Below are 20,372 nucleotides of genomic sequence, written 5' to 3'. Positions count from 1 at the left end.
TTATCATATTTGCTTTGAAGTAGATGACATTGATGCTGAAATAGAACGCCTTGTAAACGAAGGGTCCTTTTTATTATCTCCTCCGAAGCCGGCTGTATTATTTAATTACAGAAAAGTTGCCTTTCTGATGGTTTCTTATGGAATGATCGAACTGCTAAGCTTAACGTAAGCACCTTCCTTTTAAAAAAGCTGTCATAATATTTTTTTCCTATTATAGCGATACTGTTACAGTTTGATTAACAAGCCTTTGCCCTTAATCTTTATATTTGATTAAACCATTTAATGATGAGCCAGATAAATAAAGAAGACATCAAACAGGAAGTTTTTGACCTGTATGACGATTACGCACATGACCGGCTGGACCGGCGCGGATTTGTGCAAAAGCTATCTCTTTACGCGGTTGGGGGCCTAACTGTACCCGCGCTGATGAGTTTTTTGATGCCGGATTATAAAACTAAGATCCAGGTAGCGACTGACGACCCCCGGTTAAAATCAGAATACATTACTTACAACTCGCCAAAAGGTGGTGGCAATATTAAAGGCTTGTTATCAAAACCAGTGGATGCTAAACAGAAATTGGGCGGCATTATTGTGGTGCATGAAAACCGCGGGTTAAACCCATATATTGAAGATGTGGGCAGAAGGGCCTCGCTTGCCGGCTTTATTTCGCTCGCACCCGATGCTTTAACCCCACTTGGTGGTTACCCAGGCAATGATGATGCCGGGCGCGAGATGCAAAGTAAACGCGACAAGGCCGAAATGGAAGAAAATTTTATCGACGCTTTTAATTACCTAAAAAACCATAAAGATTGTAACGGGAAGGTTGGCGTTGTGGGCTTTTGTTACGGTGGTGGTATATGTAATATAATGGCCGTACGCGTACCTGATCTGGCAGCCGCGGTACCTTTTTATGGTGCACAACCTGCCGCGGCAGACGTGCCTAAAATTAAAGCGCCACTGATGCTGCACTACGCATCGCTGGATACCCGAATTACCAGTGGTTGGCCCGCTTATGAGGCTGCATTAAAAGAGAATGGCAAAAAATACCAGGGATTTATTTACGAAGGCGTAAATCATGGTTTCCATAATGATACCACGCCGCGCTATGATAAAGCCGCCGCAGAATTGGCCTGGAGCCGCACAATTGAATTTTTTAAAGAGAATTTGAAATAAGCCATTTCTTATATTAAAATTGAAGCCTCAGATCTGTTGATTTGGGGTTTTGATTTTTAATACTTATGACGAAAACCATATATTCAAGGTGTTCATATACGCGCCGTGAACGCCGTGAATACTTTTTTAACTACTGATTATCAGTATTATAAGAAAAAACATTTTTATTACTGCTCAGAAATTGTCTAAAAATGGTTTTTTGCTCGCGCTATAGTCGGGTGGTTTGGGGTTGTAGGGTGCCTTGATGTCGTAAACTTCTAATGGTGGTATTGGTGAAATAAATACTTATCAAATGCCGTTACTCTCACGAACCACGCAATATCTTATCCATCGTCCTTCCCTTTGCCAACTCATCCACCAACTTATCTAAATACCGAACCTGCTTCGTCAACGGATCCGCAATGTCTTCTATACGATAATCACAGATCGTTCCGGAAATAAGGGATGCATTCGGATTTAGTAAAGCATATTGGAAAAACGCAGAAAATGTCGCTCGCGTATCGATGAAGTGTTGTACCTTTTCGTTATTGAAGCCGGTTAACCAGGTGACAACCTGATCCAATTCTGCTTTGGTTCTGCCTTTCTTTTCCACCTTTGTAAGATAAAGCGGATAGACAGACGCAAAAATCATTTTTGCAATACGCTCATTATGTAATTCAATGTTGTTCATACCTACAAATAACTCAACCACCATTGCTGATGTGTATGCTTATACCTGCTAAACCAGCGGCAGGGCAGGTATAATAACGCTATAACCAGTAACCATACTACGTAAACCCCAAACAGGTTCAAGCCATATTCTACCGGGCGAAAGAGCATGATAGATTTTGGTGTAACAATGCTTTTAGTACCATAGCCCTGAGCAAAGAACAAGATTACGTTTAATAGCCGGAGCAGGTAAAAATGGAGCACATAATAAAAGAAAGGCACCTTACCATAAATTACCAATACACGGGTTAATTGGTTGTCTACTTTTTCTACCGCGGATAGCAGTAATAATCCCGGCCCTACAGTCATACACAGGTACATTAACGACGGCGGGTATTTGCTAACATTAAAAAAAGATATCACAGATAACGCTGTAGTTCGCTGAAAAGCCCATGGTGCCGGGTCACCATACATGTTAAATGCCCTTAAAAACACAAATAGCACCACAAGTATAACACCAGCAGTGAATAATATTTTTTTTCGTTTTGCAGAGTCAAAAGTTGGCCTATAAACAAGCCCCAAAACATACCCGGTAAGCATCACCCCCAGCCAGGGCATCACGGTATAAAGGACTAATAAAGAATGCGTTTTATCCAGGGGGCGAAACAATGCCACCGCGGTAAAGAAAAATTTCCATAAGAAACTACCAGTACCCTCGGCAGGCAACTTTATAATATTAAGTATATCGTGCCCAAAAAACAACAACCCAACAACGGCAATAACCGATAAAGGCAGCCATATCAGCAGGCCCAAAATAACCATACCTACACCGATGACCCATATGATCTGTAAAATAAGGATATGGTAAAATGGGTCGAGTGTGTAGCAAAAGTGATAATCAATTCTACTATTATCAGCCATAATCCCCTTTTTATTAAAAAGCCGCTCAGTTGCTTTTTGGTGCGGCGGGTGCCGGCCAGGTTAGCAGATAACCCGCTTAAAAAAACAAATATTGCGGCGCAGAAATGGGTTATCCATCGTGTGAAAAACAATATAGGAGTAGTAGTGGCCAGGTCGGTAGGCTTGGGACTAAACGTGTGAAAGAAATCGCGGGTATGATCCAACGCCATGATCAGCATGATCAATCCACGTAAAATGTCGATAGAATCGATGCGATATTTGGTTACGGGGTTAGAGACAGTTGCCAAGGTGACTGAAAATGCGTGGGTGTAAGTTACAAATCTTTTTAAAAACACTTGACCTTTCAATCAAAGCCTTTTATTCAGGTAGCCGCAACAGAACTAAAGCCGAACCGCTTAGCTCAGGGTTACAAATTTCATTAGTTTTGTGTGAACTAAAAACGTAAAAATAGCTTTATGAAAAAAGTAACCGGCCTTGGCGGCATATTCTTTAAATGTATCGATGCTAAAGCAATGAACGAATGGTATACCAAAAACCTGGGCCTCGACAATAAAGGGTATGGGGCTACCTTCGAATGGCGCGAAATGGACAGTGAAACTAAAGGTTCTACCACATGGAGCACCTTCGCCGCCACTACCAAATCTTTTGAACCTTCAACAAAGGATTTTATGATAAATTACCGGGTGGACAATTTGGAAGCGCTGCTTGACGAGCTAAAGAACGCCGGTGTTACCATTGTAGATGAAATAGCTTCTTATGAATACGGCAAGTTCGTTCATATCCTTGATCCGGAAGGCAATAAAATTGAGCTATGGGAACCTGTTGATGAGTAATAGGACGAGATAAATGAGTCTGTAAGGTATCGCTTGGGGTAAAATTACAGCTATGAGAATAGCTGAGTTTATGAGCAGAAGTAGCCAAACAGCCGAATTAGAATAGCAAAATCTTCTATTTGCGATGCTCTACAAAGTCTTTGACTTCGAATCTATGTACTATACTTGATTCTGTGTGTAGTCTAAAACTACAACGCAAAAAAGCCTCAAATCTTTCGACTTGAGGCTTTTTATTTTCAGGTAGCGGGAGCAGGACTCGAACCTACGACCTTCGGGTTATGAGCCCGACGAGCTACCAACTGCTCCATCCCGCACTATTTTTGTTGTTTATTACTTTTCGGCATAACTTCGAAAAGCTTTTTCCAATTATGAAAATGCAATTTGCACTCCGTTTTAATTGGACTGCAAAGATATAATTCGTTTCTTTGCAGTCCAAATATATTTTTAATTATTTTTATATGAGTCACCAGGCAGGTTTTGTAAGTATAATTGGTAAGCCCAATGCAGGGAAATCAACCCTTATGAACGCCCTCGTTGGCGAAAAAATGTCAATCATTACCCCTAAGGCGCAAACTACCAGGCACCGTATTTTAGGAATTGTTAACGACGAGAACTATCAGATAGTTTTTTCTGATACGCCCGGAGTTATCAAACCACACTATGCTTTGCACGAAAGCATGATGCACCAGGTAGACGGCTCCATCGTTGATGCCGATCTTATTTTGCTGGTTACAGATATCTACGAAGAGTTTGATGAGACCGATGTGCTAAAAAAACTGGAAGGTTCTTTGGCCCCTATCGCGGTACTGATCAACAAGATTGACCAAAGCGACGAGGAAACCGTAAAAAAGAAGATTGAGTTTTGGCAGGAAAAGCTAAACCCCAAAGCCATTTTTGCTATATCGGCATTAAAGGGGCACAATATTAAAGCCATTATGGATTTCGTGATCGGGAATTTGCCCGAGCATCCGGCTTATTACGAAAAAGACCAGCTAACTGACAGGAACGACCGTTTTTTCGCTTCGGAAATGATCCGCGCCCAGTTGCTTAAACAATACAAAAAGGAGATCCCTTATAGCGCCGAAGTAATTGTGACTGCATTTGTTGAGGGTGAAACCATCCACCGCATCAGTGCAGAAATTATTGTGGAGCGGGATTCGCAAAAAAATATCATTATTGGCCAGGCAGGCAGCATGCTTAAAATAGTAGGCACTTATGCCCGCCGGGATATGGAAGAGTTTTTTCAAAAGAAAGTTTTCCTGGAGATGTTTGTAAAAGTAATACCAGACTGGCGCAGCAAAAAAAATTACCTTAAAAAATTCGGGTACGAGTAACAGACCTTAGAATCAAGAGTCAGGAATCAAGATATGGCTTGACTCTTTAATAAAATTTCATTTAATATATAGAACGGGAAATTTAAGATAGATAGATTTGCATAAATCTTGACTCTTGGTTCTTGATTCTTGACTCTAATTTAAAAGCATGAGTAACATAGTAGCCATAGTTGGCCGCCCTAACGTAGGCAAATCAACTTTATATAACCGTTTAACAGAAACCCGCAAAGCCATTGTTGATGATTTTAGCGGTGTAACCCGCGACAGGCACTACGGTGTTTCTGAGTGGACCGATCATCAATTTACCGTTATTGATACCGGGGGTTATGTGGCAAACTCTGCCGATGTATTTGAAGCGGCCATCCGCGAGCAGGTAGAGATAGCCATTGAAGAGGCATCTGTGATTTTGTTTATGGTTGATGTTACCACCGGTATTACCGATCTGGATGATGAAATTGCTACCATGCTGCGCAAAAGCAAGAAGCCGGTTTTTGTGGTAGTTAATAAGTTAGATAACAACGCGCTGCTGGCTGATGCTACAGAATTTTACAGTTTAGGTTTGGGCGAGATTTATAGTATCTCATCCATGACAGGCTCTGGCACAGGTGAATTGCTTGATGAAGTTGTTAAGGAATTTGATGATGAGGTACTGGAAGAAAACACCCGCCCCAAATATGCCATCGTAGGCAGGCCAAATGTTGGTAAATCATCTATCATTAACTCGCTTATTGGTAAAGAACGTAACATTGTTACCCCTATTGCAGGTACCACCCGCGATTCTATCCACATCCACTACAACCAGTACGGTCATGATTTTATGCTGATTGACACGGCCGGGATGCGTAAAAAAACCAAGGTAAAAGAAAACATTGAGTTTTACTCGGTAATGCGTACCATAAAAGCGCTTGAGGAGGCCGACGTAATCATCCTGATGATTGATGCCGTTGAGGGTATCGAATCGCAGGATATCAACATTTTCCACCTGGCCGAGAAGAATAAAAAAGGCGTCATGATTGTGGTGAACAAATGGGATTTGATTGAGAAGAACAACAAAACGGTTAAGGTTTTTGAAGAGATGATCCGCGAAAAGATAGCGCCATTTACTGATGTTCCAATCGTATTTACTTCGGTTACCGAAAAACAACGTGTGCTAAAAGTGATTGATGTAGCCAACCAGGTTTACCAAAACCGGGCCCGCAAAATAGCTACCTCAAAATTGAATGAGATCATGCTTCCGATCATCGAAAACTATCCGCCGCCATCTATCAAAGGCAAATACGTAAAAATTAAATACATCACCCAAATTGCCGGTACATCGCCAATGTTTGCGTTCTTCTGTAATTTGCCGCAATACGTTAAGGAACCTTACTACCGCTTTATTGAAAATAAACTAAGAGAAAACTTTGAGTTTAGCGGTGCGCCGATACAGGTATGGTTTAGGCAGAAATAAGGATTTAGATGTCCAGATTTCAGATGTGCAGATGATGTCTGAACATAGACTCTTATGATAAGCAGATTGGTAGGATTTTTCAGAAAGTCTTACTAATCTGCTTATCGTGTTTTAGAGAGTTTTGTACATCTGAAAATTCGGATATTTAAAATCTGCACATTTGAAATCTGCACATCGGTGCGCCCCCTACTGCTCCAGGGCCTTTTTATAGGCCACGTCATTTCCGTTTAGCACTTCGTGGAAAGCATTGTCGCCCCATTTAAACCTCACGGCACTGGCTTTTAAAATGCTTTTGATGTAATCTTTTGATAAGCGCAGCTCGCGCGAGTCCATCTCTTTAAGTGTTTGAGACGCATAGATGATAAAGTTATTAAACTCATCATCGCTTACCGAATAATGTTTAATAAAGTCATCGCCGGTTGAATATTTATTAAGCAAAGGCAGCATCCTGTCTATCACATAGGCCGAAAATAGTTGCAACTCGCTTAAGTTTTGTAGCACCTGTGTGTTTTGTGTGGTATCGGCAGGTACAAAAACATCGGGCATAATACCGCCGCCGCTATAAACCTTACGCCCACCTGTGGTATGGTATGATGATCCTTTAAAAACGGTGTCATTTAGATTACTTTGTTCAGAAAACAACTCTCCTTTTCTCATGCGCTGAGCCAGCTCGTTACGGTAGCTACTCAAGCCACCCTTGTATGATTTTTGTATCGATCTGCCGGATGGGGTATAATAACGGGCCACAGTTAAATTAACCGCCGAGCCATCGCCAAACGGAAACTGCTGCTGTACCAGTCCCTTACCAAAGGATCTGCGACCCACAATAGTTGCCCTATCCAAATCCTGTAACGCGCCTGCCAGTATTTCACTTGCCGATGCCGAGTATTCATCTATTAATAAAGTAACCTTGCCTTGCTGAAAAGCGCCGGAATCGGTAGCAAAGTAATCTGTTCTGGGTTCGTGGATTCCTTTGGTGTACACGATCAATTTACCTTTGCCTAAAAACTCATCGGCCATTGATGTAGCGGCGCTTAAATAGCCACCGCCGTTTCCACGCAGATCAAGCACCAGCTTGCTCATGCCGTTAGTCTTAAGTTTATTAAGAGCGGTACGGAAATCAACATCTGTAGTGGCAGCAAATTTACTGATCTTGATATAGCCTGTATTTGCATTGGCCATATAAGCCGCATTTACGCTGCTGATGTCAACCCGGCTGCGCTTCATTACATAGGGTATTGTACCAGTGCCATTTGCGTTGGCAACATCCATAACTAAGGTGGCATCCTTTTGGCCCCTGAAAGCGTTGTTAACTCTATCGGCAGTAAGTTTTGTGCCCGAGAATTTTTTATGATCTACATTAATCACTTTGCTGCCTGCCAGTAAACCAGCCCTGGCAGCCGGTCCGCCTGCATACACCTGCGTAATGATCAGTGTATCGCGCAGCAACTGGTATTCTATACCTATGCCGTTAAAACCCCCTTCTAAACGTTCATTAATACTTTGTGCCTGTTGCGGAGGCAAATAAAGAGAATGCGGGTCCAGGTTTTGGAGCAGTTCATTAATGGATGCACCTTCAATGCTGTCAACATTAACACTATCAACATAATTTTGCCCCACCAGGTTTAAAACCTGCGAAAGCTTATCACTGCCAGAAAATGAAAAGCCAAGGCCACGGTCGGTATTATTCCTACTTATCCACAACCCAAAAGTAACACCCACCAGCAACAGGATCAGTGTCCTGAAAATTACACCCGCAGTTTTTTTCATATCCGATAACAAAGTTAGTCAATGCTAAACCAATAATTTTTATCAGCAGCCTTGCATTTGATGTTTTTTACCGAATTTTGTTATAAATTATTTAATAATAATGGAAACCACCACCGAAAGGGAATCGAATTATAATAATCTGGAGCTTCAATCAGTAAAAGAAATCCTTGAAAACATAAACCGGGAAGATCAAACTGTGCCGCAGGCAGTTGCTAAAGCTTTGCCGCAAATTGAAGCTCTGGCTACTATAACGGCATCGCGGATGAAAGCAGGAGGCCGGTTATTTTATATTGGTGCAGGTACCAGCGGCAGGTTAGGCGTTGTTGATGCATCGGAGTGCCCTCCAACGTTTGGTGTTCCGTTTGATATGGTGGTGGGAATAATCGCCGGGGGAGATTTTGCCATCCGCAAAGCCGTTGAGTTTGCGGAAGATAATACTGAACAAGCGTGGAAAGATCTTTTGGAATTTAACATAAATGATAAAGATGTATTGGTTGGCATTGCAGCCTCGGGTACAACACCTTATGTAATTGGCGGGTTAAAAATGGCCGCGAAGCTTAATATTGTTACCGGCTGTATAGTTTGCAATAGCGGCAGCCCGGTTGCTGCTGTAGCCCAATATCCTGTTGAGGTAGTTACCGGTCCCGAATTTTTAACAGGATCAACCAGGATGAAGGCAGGGACCGCTCAAAAGTTGGTTTTAAATATGTTGAGTACCTGTGTAATGATTCAGCTGGGGCGGGTAAAAGGGAATAAAATGGTTGATATGCAGCTAAGTAATGATAAGCTTATCAATCGCGGCACGCGTATGGTGATGGAACAAACCGCACTTAACCAAGCAGATGCTGAAACACTTTTAAAAAAATACGGCAGCGTAAGGGCTGCGGTTGATAATTATAATACCACTATTTGAAAATTTGGTGATTTGAAAATGTTTTGAACTTGATTCTGCTAATTCTTAAATTCTGAGAATTCGGGTTCAGACAAAAAATGGAAAGAGAATGCACGAGATAGAACCATATTACCGCTGGAGAGATGATTATATTGCATCTGAAGATGAGTATTCTCCTTTTTATGCAACAGAATACAGTGAGTTTGAATTTGATAAGCAGGTATACAATTACCTGCTTCACCCCCAATGGGATTCATTCGGCTCAAACACCCTTTATATGAAAGTGCTATTTGCCGACTATGAAAAGGGGTATACCATTATCGAGTTTATTGGCGAATGGAACGATGCGATTAACAATGATATCATGTTGCTTAAGCGCGAGATCCTGGAACTGATGATAGATAATGGCATCAGTCGCTTTATTCTGATCGGTGAAAATATATTGAACTTTCACTCCTCTGATGATTGCTATTATGAGGAATGGTTTCAGGATGTTGAAGATGGCTGGATAGCCGGCATCAATTTCCGCGAACATGTGATAGATGAATTTAAGCGCAACAATATCGACTATTACATCAACTTCGGCGGCCAGCTTGATGATCTTGCCTGGCGCAGCTTAAAACCCATCCAGGTATTTAAAAAGGTTGAGGAACAAATGGTAAAAAGATTGAATTAGAAAAGGCTCAGCCCTCCCCGGAAAGGAGGGTTTTAAAAGTCTCCCCTGCCGGGGGAAACTTAGCGGGGTCTAAAACTCCTCGTGTATATAAGTCATGATCCTAACCATTTCATCCCTGATTTCTTTTGATGGGCGGGTAAAGTTGTTATTCATGAATGCGAAGGCCAGCCTCCTGCCTTTACGGGTAACCAGGTAACCGCTTTGATTGTGATTGTTGGATAAAGAACCGGTTTTTGCCCATATAAAAGCCTGCCCATTATCCGTTTTATAGGCTCTTTTTATAGTTCCGGTTAATCCACCCGCAGGCATCAGGCTATGTAAAAGCGAATCGCTTTTTATTTCGTCATCAATTTTACAAAGCAGTTTTACAATACTGCGGGGCGTAAACAGGTTATAGCGTGAAAGGCCCGATCCATCAACCCATTGAGGTTCATCTGGCAAATCTTTTAAGAAATTAGCCTTCGCATAATTGATAACAGAATCCCTGTTGAGCATATTAAACTTTACCGACGAGCAAACCAGCAACAATTGTTCGGCGATAAAATTATCACTGGGTAGCAACATGCGCCGATAAACAGAATCGGCATTGGTATTATAAATGGTTTTTGCATTGCTGCTTACCGGCAACTTAACCGTATAAACGGCTTTTTTTAATGTATCCTCCAATAACGCCCGGATTAATATATCACTTGTTTTCCACGGCACCTGCTGCTTAAATGTTGGTGGGATGATCCTATCCGGATAAACAAAATTATTACTTAAAAAATCGCGCTTAACTTTAAATATACCTGCAGGATAATCTGCATCGCGGGTAAGATATCTTTTAAAATAGTTGGGTTTCACCTGCATGTTTCCATCATGATCGGCATATAACAGGGCTTCATTATCTTCAATAGGTAAAGCGTTAATTTCTACCTGGTAATCATCATTGTAATCATCCCATCCCCATCCTGGTCCAAAAAAGTCGCCGGTGTAGCCTATTGTTGAATAGTATAGTTTTTTATTGCTATTCTGTAAAAACTTAAAGCCATTAACACCTTTCAGATCGCTGTGCAGGAACGAGGGATCTCCGGTTCCCCAAAAAACAAGCGAATCATGATGTGCCTCGTATTTTAGGGCCGGTATCGAATCGCCCAGCATTTTAAGGCAGGTATAAAAAGTAAACAATTTAGTATTTGATGCAGGAGTGAAATATTTGTCGGAGTTTAACTCAAATACCATCTTTTTTTCATCCATATCATACAAAGCAAACCCGGTAAAATGATCATTAACTATCTGCGAATGTTTGAACTGTTTTTTTATCTTTCGTTTTTTAATAGTTCTGCCATAAACAATATCACTACCCAATAATAAGCCCCCAATAATTAGCAGAAATGTAAATGTTGTGCTTCGCATAAATAAATATTTATATAACCAATTAATGTTGTAAATTTAATATACCAACTATACCAAATTGTTACCTACGCTATTTCATAAATTAAAGTATTTCCGGGCACTGTGGCTAATGTGTTTATTTGCATTTTGTTTCACAACAGCCTGTGCACAATATTTTGATCTTGATGCGCGTAAAAAAAAAGTAACTATCCCCTTTAAATTGGTGCGTAACCTTTTGGTGATAAAGTTGAATATCAATAATAAAGGTCCCTTTAACTTTATATTAGATACAGGCGTCGGTCTTATGATCATTACCGACCCCAAATTAGCTGATTCTATCAGTATCCCCAACAAACGTACCTTAAAAATCCCCGGCCTTGGCGAAGGAGCTGATGCCGAAGCTTATGTTACCTCGGCATTAGAAATTCAAATACCTGGTTTAGTGAGTTATGATGTAGCCGCGGCCATACTAAAAAAAGATCTTTTTAGCCTGTCTGGCTATGCCGGGATGCCCATACACGGCCTCATCGGTTACGAATTTTTTAACAACCTGGCCGTTAAAATCAATTTTCAGGATAGCACGGTTACGGTTTGCAGGCCTAAAGATCTCAAAGTTTTCAGGAAAGGCACGCTAATACCTATCACGGTTGAAGACAGGAAGCCCTACGTAACCGGGAAAGTTATACTGCAGAACGGGAAAGAAATTAATAGCAAACTGGTTATTGATCTTGGTGCCGGCCACCCGATATCGTTAGAAAAGATCATCCCCCTATACGGCCTTCCTCAAAAGTTCATCGCTTCGGCTAACCTGGGTATTGGCTTAAACGGACCGATTAACGGCTACATAGCCCGTTTGGATGCCCTTGAAATAGGCAAGTTTAAAATTAAGGGCATCATATCTTCTTTCCCTGATGCGGATCAAACACATCTTTCCATACCCCGGGATGGTAACCTGGGTATTGGTGTGCTTAAGCGGTTCTCTGTTATATTTGATTATTCCGGGAATGCAATGTATTTAAAGCCCAACAATAACTTTAAAGAGTCCTTTGAACATGATATGAGCGGCATTGAATATTACGCGGCAGGCAAAAATCTGGAGCGGATAATTATAAACCGCGTTGAACCTGGCTCTGCGGGTGACGAGATCGGGCTTGAAAAAGATGACGAGATAGTTGCTATAAACTTTAAGCCGGTATCAAAAATGAGCCTCGAAGAAATTGATGACCTGTTTAAATCAAGAAATGACAGGAGCCTGTTGCTTGATGTTTACCATGATAAAAAACTCGATAAAGTTGTGTTAACCTTAAAAAGGCGTATCTAAATTTCTACCATTTTGTGTAATTAACTCTTTACCGTTATTAAAAAGGGCAAACTTTTGCATAAGTTTACGTTTAAACTATATCATTTAAATGAAACGAACCTCCCTGGCTGGCCAATATATGCGTGGCGCCGCATTAATGTTAGCTATTTTAGCTGCCTCCTGCTCCACTAAAAAACAAACAGCAAACCAAAGTTTAACGCTTAAAACCACCACTGGCCCCGGCGGCACTACCGCTACGGCAACCACTGGCAGCACTCCTAAAAAAGAGGGAATTAAAAAATTCAGCGACTTAATTACCGGCAAAATAAAAGCCGATAGCGGTCTTTTCAATACATACAAAGTTGATGGCAAGTACTACTTTGAAATTCCGGATTCATTATTAAACCGGGAAATGCTGGTGGTTACCCGCTATATAAAAACACCTACAGGTTTAAAAACATTTGGTCAGCAATATGGCGGCGAGCAGCTGAACGAGCAGGTATGGAAATGGCAGCGCCATGATAAACAAGTTTTTATTCGCGTGCCCAATTTTTCTATAAGGGCCGATAGTACATCAGATATGTATGAGTCTGTTAAAAACTCAAACCTTGATGCTGTTTTAGCTTCTTTTGATATCAAGGCTTTTAATAAAGATACTACAGGTGTATTGATAGATGTATCTGATTTTTATAATGGAGATATTGCAGCCATAGGTTTATCTGATGATGTAAAAAAAGCATATAAAATTTCTGGCGTTGATGCAACGCGGTCATATATCGATACTATTAAAAGCTTCCCTATAAATTTGGAAGCCCGTACTTTAAAAACCTACCGGTCGGGCGAATCACCTACCGATAACAGCAATGGGGCAATTACATTTGAGTTAAATACGTCTATGTTATTATTGCCAAAAACGCCTATGAAAGCCCGTGTCAGTGATGCAAGGGTTGGGTTTTTTGGTCAGCGCCAAACAGATTATGGCACCGACAAGCAAAAATCGGCGATAACCGCCTATATCCATCGTTGGAAACTGGAGCCCAAAGATCCGGCAGCTTATGAACGTGGCGAGCTGGTTGAGCCAAAAAAGCAAATAGTATATTATATTGATCCGGCGACACCAAAAAAATGGGTGCCATACCTTATTGCCGGTATAAATGATTGGAACAAAGCTTTTGAAGCTGCAGGTTTTAAAAATGCCATCACAGGTAAAGAGGCGCCAACAAAAAAACAAGACCCTGAATTTAGTACAGAAGATGCCCGGTATAGTGTTGTTCGTTATTTTGCATCGGATGTTGAAAATGCATACGGCCCCCATGTGTCAGATCCGCGGAGCGGCGAGATATTGGAAAGTCATGTAGGTTGGTATCATAATGTCATGAGCTTACTGCGCGATTGGTTCCTGATACAAACCGCGGCCGTTAATCCGGCGGCACGCAAGCCCCAGTTTACAGATGAGCAAATGGGCGAATTGATCCGTTTTGTATCATCGCATGAAATTGGTCACACGCTTGGTTTGCCACATAACTTTGGCTCAAGCTATGCCTACCCCGTTGATTCATTACGTTCAAAATCATTTACAGATAAGCATGGTACGGCACCATCTATTATGGATTATGCCCGATTTAACTACGTTGCCCAACCAGGCGATGGCGTTACACATCTTTACCCTCAAATTGGCGAGTACGATTTGTGGGCGGTAAAATGGGGCTATAGCTGGTTTCCGGGGAACAAAACTATCGATCAGGAAAAAGTGATCTTAGCCGATTGGGCCACTAAAAAAGCAGGGAACCCTGTTTATTATTTTGGCCGGCAAGGGACTTCAATTGATCCACGCTTGCAAAGCGAAGATTTGGGTGATAATGCAATGAAGGCCAGTACCTATGGCATTGCCAATTTAAAACGCATTTTACCCAACCTTGAAAAATGGACCTTCCAAAAAGGGGAGAACTTTGATGATGTGAGTGAGTTGTACAATGAGGTTTTAGGGCAGTATTACCGATACATGGGCCATGTAACCACCAACATTGGCGGCATGAACGAAAACTTTAAAACGTATGATCAAAAAGGCCCTGTTTATGATTTTGTGAGCAAAAGCCTGCAACATGACGCGGTTGAGTTTTTAGATAAACAAATATTTACTACCCCATACTGGCTTATTAATAAAACCGAACTAAGCAAGTTTGATAATGGCGTTATTTACAACCGTATCAAAGGCCTGCAAGTGGGTGCGCTGGCAAACGTACTTAGCCCGTCAAGGCTTGCCCGCATGTATGATAATGAAGCTAAAAATGGTACTGCTGCTTATACCGTAGCCCAGCTGTTTGATGATCTTAGGCCAGGGATTTTTACAGGGGGTAAGCCTGATGCCTTTAAACGCAACCTGCAACGTGGTTATGTTGAAAACCTGAGGAGCTTATTAACAGATGATTTCAGAGGCTTTCCGGGCTTCCCTACGCAGGTTTTGGCGGCTTTTGGGTTAACACCTATTAATATGGCATTATCTGATATCAGGCCTATGGTGCGCGCCGAGTTGAAGAAGATTGATAGCGGTTTACCAAAAGGTGGCGATGCGTTAACTGCTGCGCATTATGCCGATCTTAAGCTAAGGATAAAGGAGGCATTAAATCCTTCCCGGCCAATTGTTAATCTGCCTGGCGGAGGTACAATCCGGATTAAAGATGCTGACGAAATTATTAACGAAAATACTGGAAAAGGCTACATGAACTGTTGGTCAAAAACAAATGTGGATAACTAATTTTAATTAAATAGTTAAAATTTGAGGGTGAGAAGGGGCTGTATTATAAGTAAAAGGGGCAGTCTGGGAATTCCCTTTTACAAAATAGCATACTTCAGGAAATCTCGATAGGTTTAAAAGAAAAACAGGCTGATCATACATGTATGATCAGCCTGTTTTTCTTTATCCGGCGCACGGTAACGCCTCGCGTTTTTTTTATTTATTTGCCCCAAAACATCAGCGAGCAGGTCAATATTATTTAAGCTGGCTAATGTTTTCGAAAAAAGCAATTTGCAGATCAAGCAATGACTTTACATTGATTTTCTCGCCATACGCATCAAAACAAAGGAATTTAGTACTTTCCGGATGGTCTCTTTTTTCTTTTTCAAAGAAATTGAAGGTCTCAAAAAAGTAGTGATTGGTTGTAATGTGATTTTTGCCATTTGTTTGCGAGGCGTTTAGCCTGAAACCTATCGCATCTATCCAGTGATGGACCTTTTCATGTAAATTACTGCTGATGTTGTTCATGGGTGATGTTATTCAATGGTTAAATGTTTATTAAGTATAACGAAAGTCTAAGCCCTTTTGTTGCATGCATTGTTAAGCATTGTTTAATAAAACATTGATAGCCTTAGGTCTATAAGTGTGGCTGCTAATAAAAAAGATGATCCATGTCAATAATTTGTGAAACTAATTATCCACATATCCGTAAAACGTGTCTATATACTACTAAAATCATATTTTTATGAGAAGACTACGACTTTTATTTACTGTTTTATTGGCTTGCACTATAAGTATGAATTCCTGCAAGAAAGATAAAACACCCGGACCGGTGGGGGCTACAGGTGCTGATGGGGCACAGGGTCCTCAAGGCGAAACCGGAGCTACAGGACCACAGGGACCACAGGGACCACAAGGAGCAACAACAGGTATACCAGGCCCAACAGGAGCTACTGGTGCAACAGGTGCTACCGGAGCAACAGGACCAATAGGTCCGCAGGGAGCTACCGGTGCAACAGGAGCAACGGGAGCCAATGGAGCAACTGGCGCAACAGGTGCTCAGGGACCAGCTGGCGCTACTGGTGCAACAGGCGCAACGGGTGCTACAGGGCCAGCGGGCCCCAGGGGTGCAACCGGTGCTAATGGAGCAACGGGCGCAACAGGAGCCACCGGACCACAGGGCCCGGCTGGAGCTGATGGTTCCATAAATATTAAGAGCTATATTATAACTAACCAAAGCGTTAGCGCAGCAAGTGCAACCAAACTTAATGTACCGGCTATAACTCAGTCAATTGTTAACAGTGGCCTTGTTTTGGTGTATTTAAGAGTAACAGGAACAACCAGTTTTTATTCTTTACCATTCATCAGAATTACCAATGCCATATATCAATCTGATGTAGGAGTTGGTTTTGTTAATATTATAGCTAATTTCAACTCACCTGGCTATGATTTTAAGGTGGTGGTAATACCTGGGGGTTCTGTAACTACTTTACAGGTTACACATCCGGGGCTTAACTTCAAAAACTATAACGACGTAGCTTCTGCACTACATTTAAATTAAATTTTACAAACTGATCTTATAAAATTACCTCAAGCCGGGCATCAGCCCGGCTTTTTTAGTTTAATATATGTAACAATAATATGATTGATAGGCCTTTAGCTGCGTAATATGTAACAATTGTATGTTTGTTGAACAATTAGCGCTATATAAGTTGAACATTTGCATCTTATTTGTGTCTATAAACACAAATGAAAACACTTGTAAGCTAAACATACATCATGAAACCCCTTTTTCTCTTTTTAAGCATTATTCTGTTAAGCACCCTTGGCGCACATGCGCAAACTACCCGCGATGTAAGCGGAATTATTGCCGATACAACAAAACTATCGCTACCCGGTAGCAGTATTAAGCTGGTAAGTAATACGGGCGACAGCACGCTTACTATTGCCGATGCTAATGGTAAGTTTTCATTTCCAGGGGTTAAAGGCAGTAAAATTACGCTCACCATATCATCAATTGGCTTTACTGGTGTTAAAAAACATTTTGCCCTTGATGATAACAGCAAACCGGTTGATTTGGGGGTGATCCTTTTAAAGGCCGAAACAAATGTGCTTAACCAGGTTAATATAATTGGTGCCGCTAACCCCATTACCCTTAAGGAGGATACCGTAGTTTACAATGCTGCAGCTTATAAGGTACGCGCAAACGCCCCAACAGAAGATCTGATAAAAAAGCTTCCTGGTGTTGATGTGGATGTAAACGGTAATATTACAACCCAGGGCAAACAGGTTACCAAAGTGCGTATAAACGGTAAAGATTACATGGGGGGCGATGTGCAAAGCGCTACTAAAAACCTACCTGCCGATATCATCGAAAATATTCAGATGATTGATGATTATGGCGACCAGGCAAACTTAACCGGCATTAAAACCGGGGACCCTACCAAGGTGATGAATATTACTATCAGGAAAGATAAAAACTATGGTTATACCGCACAGGGTACAGTAGGCGAAGGTCGGGATGCCTTGCCTCAATCTGACGGGGTGGCTAATAAAAACCGTTATATAGGATCATTAAACATTTTTAATTTTCATGGCGATCAGCAAATCGCCGTTCAGGGAAGTTTAAATAATACCAATGTTAATACATTTTCTTTCGGTACTGTTGGTGGCGGCGGTGGTGGTGGCTTTGGCGGCGGCGGCGGTCGTGGTAACGCAGGCCGTGGTGGTGGCGGCGGTGGCAGCCTGATCACAGCTCAAAACGGAATCACTGATGCCAAATCAATCGGTGTAAATTTCCGTGATCAATGGGGTAAAAAGCTTGGCGTGTATGGAAGCTACAGCTTTGCAGATAACACTACAACAACCATCAACAATATTCTGCAGCAAAATACATCATCGGCAAATCCAAGTCAGCAGCATCAAAACAGCCTTGAAAAAGATGAAAACATCAACCACCGTTTTAACTGGAACATGGAGTATAAGCCGGATACGGTAAATTACTTAAAGGTAACACCCACATTCTCTTACGGAGGAACAAATACTAATGAATCTGATGCGGTAAGCCTTAGCCGTCAGTCGGGCGTAACATCTGCATATACTTCCACTACCAATGGCGATTCGCAGGCCCCAAACTATGGTATTACGGCATTGTTTAACCATAAATTTAAACATCGCCGCAACCTGAGTATTTTCGCGTCAGCAAGTTCGGCTCCAAGCTGGTCATATCAAAACCCTATTTATAATTATACGGTTTACACTGCGGATGAACCACGGGTTCCGGATAACCAAACAATTAATACCTACAGCCGTACCAACAGCTATGGTGTAAACTTATCGTACCTGGAGCCGTTGGGTAAAAGATCATACCTGGAGCTTAATTATGCTTTTAACCATTCGGTTACAACCAATAATAAAGAAACAGATACTTTGAGCAATGCCGGTACCATCAACCAATACGATCTGTTAAGCAATAGGTTCGACTATACCTTTACAACAAACAAGGTTGGTTTAAACTATCGTTTTATCGAAAGTAAATATAATTACACGTTGGGTTTGGGTGTACAGCCTTCTGTTTTAGACGGCGAATCGCCAAAAGCAGATCCAACTCATAAATCAACTTTTAATATAATTCCTACTGCCCGCTTTATTTACAATTTCTCGCGAAGCAAAACATTCAGCATTAATTATAACGGCTCAAACGCCGCGCCAAGCTTTAACCAATTGCAGCCCGTAATAGATTATTCAAACGCTACATATCCGGTTGAAGGTAATCCTGAACTGAAACCAGCGTTTACAAACAATGTATCCATCAGGTATAACAACTTTAGTTTTGCAACCGGTAATGTATTCTTCGCGAATTTTACTTTCCAGAAAATCCAGAACCAGGTAGTAACCAATACTATTACTTCCGCTACATCAAACAGAATCTTTACACAATATTTAAACGCCGATGGTTTTTATAATTTAACCGGCCGTTTAACCTATTCTAAACCATGGGCCGAGCGCAAATATTCACTCACTTTTAATGGTACCGCACAATACAATAATAATGTGGGGTATTTAACAGATTTAAGCCACAGCGTTATCACGGATCCGCTTTTGGCCACCCCGGAAGAAATTGCAGCAGCACAACAAAAAAACCTGGCTAAAAACCTGGTCCTTACTCCCGAGGTACGTTTCAGGGTCGATCTGCCTAATATAATTGATGCACAAATTTTGACCAATTACGCTGTAAACAGAACTACTAACTCTGTAAAAAATGATTTTAACGATGGTATCTCGAATATCAGAACCTGGAATATCGGCCTTAACGGTAAAAACTATTTTGGCGATTGGGTATTTAGCTATGATTATACCAAGGCAACTAACTACGGCTATGCATCTACCATTAAGATAACTAATCCTAATATTTTAAACCTGTATGTGGAGCGTCGTTTCCTGAAAAACAAAGTAGCGACTGTCCGTCTTTCCGGGTTCGATTTATTTAATCAAAATACAGGCTATTCATCAACAACAACTGCCAGCTCAATTACACAATCAAGTGTTAACAGGCTTGCCCGTTATTACCTGCTAACCTTTACCCTGCGCCTGCAAAAATTTGCCGGCAAGGCACCAACACAAGATATTCGGGGTGAAAGACCGCGTGGCGAACGTGGCGGCCCCGGCGGTGGTGGCCCGGGCGGCGGCGGTCCAGGTGGTGGTGGCCCGGGCGGACCACAATAAGAATGGAAAAGCCCCTCGTTTATTATAAACGGGGGGCTTTTGCTTTTGTATTCTGCCTTTTGGGCTTTTATTTTTGTTGATTACGAAATAAAGTGATACAGGAAAACTACTTCGCCGGTGAAGGCTGGTTTCTTTTGATCTTTTATTTCGAGTTCGATAGCCATTGTGGCTTTAATTACGCCGCGCAGGTTAAGCAGGCCAGCCAGTTTAACTTTTAATCGTACCTCACTATCAACTAATGCGGGTTGAGCAAAGCGAAGGCTCTCGATGCCGTAATTGATCTCCATTTTAAGGTTTCTGATCTCTACTATCTCTTTCCATAAATATGGAATAAGGGATAAGGTAAGAAAACCGTGGGCTATAGTTGTTTTGAATGGGCTGTCGGTTTTGGCCTTCTCCGGATCTGTGTGAATCCATTGGTGATCTAATGTTGCATCGGCAAATTTATTGATCTGCTCCTGCGTAATTTGGTGCCATGACGAAACACCCAGTTCCTTACCTATCTGAGCTTCAAACTCATTGAAGTTATTAATTACTATCAT

The 20,372-nt window shown here is 41.6% G+C and carries 17 protein-coding genes and 1 tRNA gene; 10 read left to right on the top strand and 8 right to left on the bottom strand.

Annotated features, from left to right (window positions below; all coding sequences use genetic code 11):
• The first annotated feature begins 282 nt into the window (after positions 1 to 282).
• The gene (locus tag Q0R88_RS27120) at positions 283 to 1,173 is read left to right on the top strand and encodes a dienelactone hydrolase family protein (protein ID WP_366088098.1); all 891 of its coding nucleotides are present in this window, start codon (positions 283 to 285) and stop codon (positions 1,171 to 1,173) included.
• Between the two features lie 304 nt (positions 1,174 to 1,477).
• On the opposite strand, the gene Q0R88_RS27115 is transcribed toward Q0R88_RS27120, so the two are convergent.
• From Q0R88_RS27115 to Q0R88_RS27105, 3 genes are read right to left on the bottom strand one after another with little or no spacing between them, the layout of a single operon-like run.
• A complete protein-coding gene (locus Q0R88_RS27115; protein WP_295721968.1) occupies positions 1,478 to 1,843 on the bottom strand; it encodes a DUF2200 domain-containing protein in 366 nt (121 codons plus the stop codon).
• A 2-nt stretch (positions 1,844 to 1,845) separates the two neighbouring features.
• Complete coding sequence (locus tag Q0R88_RS27110) at positions 1,846 to 2,742, bottom strand: hypothetical protein (protein ID WP_295721966.1); 897 nt, start codon at positions 2,740 to 2,742, stop codon at positions 1,846 to 1,848.
• A complete protein-coding gene (locus Q0R88_RS27105) occupies positions 2,646 to 3,029 on the bottom strand; it encodes a heparan-alpha-glucosaminide N-acetyltransferase domain-containing protein (RefSeq protein ID WP_295721964.1) in 384 nt (127 codons plus the stop codon). Before Q0R88_RS27105 ends, Q0R88_RS27110 begins: the two co-directional genes overlap by 97 nt.
• A gap of 168 nt (positions 3,030 to 3,197) precedes the next feature.
• On the opposite strand from Q0R88_RS27105, the gene Q0R88_RS27100 reads away from it, so the two are divergent.
• Complete coding sequence (locus Q0R88_RS27100) at positions 3,198 to 3,575, top strand: VOC family protein (RefSeq protein WP_295721962.1); 378 nt, start codon at positions 3,198 to 3,200, stop codon at positions 3,573 to 3,575.
• Positions 3,576 to 3,816: 241 nt separating this feature from the next.
• Here the strand turns inward: Q0R88_RS27100 and Q0R88_RS27095 are convergent.
• Positions 3,817 to 3,889, bottom strand: a tRNA-Met gene (locus Q0R88_RS27095).
• A 144-nt stretch (positions 3,890 to 4,033) separates the two neighbouring features.
• Between Q0R88_RS27095 and era the strand changes: the two genes are divergently transcribed.
• Both era and der read left to right on the top strand, forming a co-directional pair.
• Positions 4,034 to 4,909 carry a GTPase Era gene (era, locus tag Q0R88_RS27090; RefSeq protein ID WP_295721960.1) on the top strand — a complete coding sequence of 292 codons (876 nt, stop codon included), beginning with the start codon at positions 4,034 to 4,036 and terminating at the stop codon, positions 4,907 to 4,909.
• A 148-nt stretch (positions 4,910 to 5,057) separates the two neighbouring features.
• Positions 5,058 to 6,359 (top strand): ribosome biogenesis GTPase Der, encoded by a 1,302-nt coding sequence (der, locus tag Q0R88_RS27085; protein WP_295721958.1) that lies wholly within the window; start codon positions 5,058 to 5,060, stop codon positions 6,357 to 6,359.
• Positions 6,360 to 6,545: 186 nt separating this feature from the next.
• Here the strand turns inward: der and Q0R88_RS27080 are convergent, their stop codons facing one another.
• Positions 6,546 to 8,129 carry a S41 family peptidase gene (locus Q0R88_RS27080; RefSeq protein ID WP_295721956.1) on the bottom strand — a complete coding sequence of 528 codons (1,584 nt, stop codon included), beginning with the start codon at positions 8,127 to 8,129 and terminating at the stop codon, positions 6,546 to 6,548.
• Positions 8,130 to 8,229: 100 nt separating this feature from the next.
• Between Q0R88_RS27080 and murQ the strand changes: the two genes are divergently transcribed.
• Together murQ and Q0R88_RS27070 are read left to right on the top strand one after the other, a co-directional pair.
• Positions 8,230 to 9,042: an N-acetylmuramic acid 6-phosphate etherase gene (gene murQ / locus Q0R88_RS27075; protein ID WP_295721954.1), complete on the top strand. Its 813-nt coding sequence runs from the start codon at positions 8,230 to 8,232 to the stop codon at positions 9,040 to 9,042.
• An 88-nt stretch (positions 9,043 to 9,130) separates the two neighbouring features.
• Complete coding sequence (locus tag Q0R88_RS27070) at positions 9,131 to 9,697, top strand: hypothetical protein (protein WP_295721952.1); 567 nt, start codon at positions 9,131 to 9,133, stop codon at positions 9,695 to 9,697.
• A 69-nt stretch (positions 9,698 to 9,766) separates the two neighbouring features.
• Here Q0R88_RS27070 and Q0R88_RS27065 read toward each other — a convergent pair whose 3' ends face one another.
• A complete protein-coding gene (locus Q0R88_RS27065; protein WP_295721950.1) occupies positions 9,767 to 11,092 on the bottom strand; it encodes a D-alanyl-D-alanine carboxypeptidase in 1,326 nt (441 codons plus the stop codon).
• 58 nt (positions 11,093 to 11,150) lie between these two features.
• On the opposite strand from Q0R88_RS27065, the gene Q0R88_RS27060 reads away from it, so the two are divergent.
• Together Q0R88_RS27060 and Q0R88_RS27055 are read left to right on the top strand one after the other, a co-directional pair.
• The gene (locus Q0R88_RS27060) at positions 11,151 to 12,392 is read left to right on the top strand and encodes an aspartyl protease family protein (RefSeq protein WP_295721948.1); all 1,242 of its coding nucleotides are present in this window, start codon (positions 11,151 to 11,153) and stop codon (positions 12,390 to 12,392) included.
• An 88-nt stretch (positions 12,393 to 12,480) separates the two neighbouring features.
• The gene (locus tag Q0R88_RS27055) at positions 12,481 to 15,126 is read left to right on the top strand and encodes a zinc-dependent metalloprotease (RefSeq protein WP_295721946.1); all 2,646 of its coding nucleotides are present in this window, start codon (positions 12,481 to 12,483) and stop codon (positions 15,124 to 15,126) included.
• Between the two features lie 234 nt (positions 15,127 to 15,360).
• On the opposite strand, the gene Q0R88_RS27050 is transcribed toward Q0R88_RS27055, so the two are convergent.
• Positions 15,361 to 15,633, bottom strand: a complete 273-nt coding sequence (locus Q0R88_RS27050; protein WP_295721944.1) for a hypothetical protein — start codon at positions 15,631 to 15,633, stop codon at positions 15,361 to 15,363.
• Positions 15,634 to 15,850: 217 nt separating this feature from the next.
• On the opposite strand from Q0R88_RS27050, the gene Q0R88_RS27045 reads away from it, so the two are divergent.
• Together Q0R88_RS27045 and Q0R88_RS27040 are read left to right on the top strand one after the other, a co-directional pair.
• The gene (locus tag Q0R88_RS27045; protein ID WP_295721942.1) at positions 15,851 to 16,666 is read left to right on the top strand and encodes a hypothetical protein; all 816 of its coding nucleotides are present in this window, start codon (positions 15,851 to 15,853) and stop codon (positions 16,664 to 16,666) included.
• A gap of 218 nt (positions 16,667 to 16,884) precedes the next feature.
• Positions 16,885 to 19,830, top strand: coding sequence for an outer membrane beta-barrel protein (locus tag Q0R88_RS27040; protein ID WP_295721941.1), 2,946 nt, complete (start codon positions 16,885 to 16,887; stop codon positions 19,828 to 19,830).
• Between the two features lie 80 nt (positions 19,831 to 19,910).
• Here the strand turns inward: Q0R88_RS27040 and Q0R88_RS27035 are convergent, their stop codons facing one another.
• Positions 19,911 to 20,372 (bottom strand): MaoC family dehydratase, encoded by a 462-nt coding sequence (locus tag Q0R88_RS27035; protein WP_295721939.1) that lies wholly within the window; start codon positions 20,370 to 20,372, stop codon positions 19,911 to 19,913.

The organism is Mucilaginibacter sp., assembly GCF_025362475.1.
In the GTDB taxonomy this organism is placed as follows: Bacteria; Bacteroidota; Bacteroidia; order Sphingobacteriales; family Sphingobacteriaceae; genus Mucilaginibacter.
The sequence above is the reverse complement of the archived record's forward strand: the minus strand, read 5'-3'. Positions and strand labels throughout refer to the sequence as shown.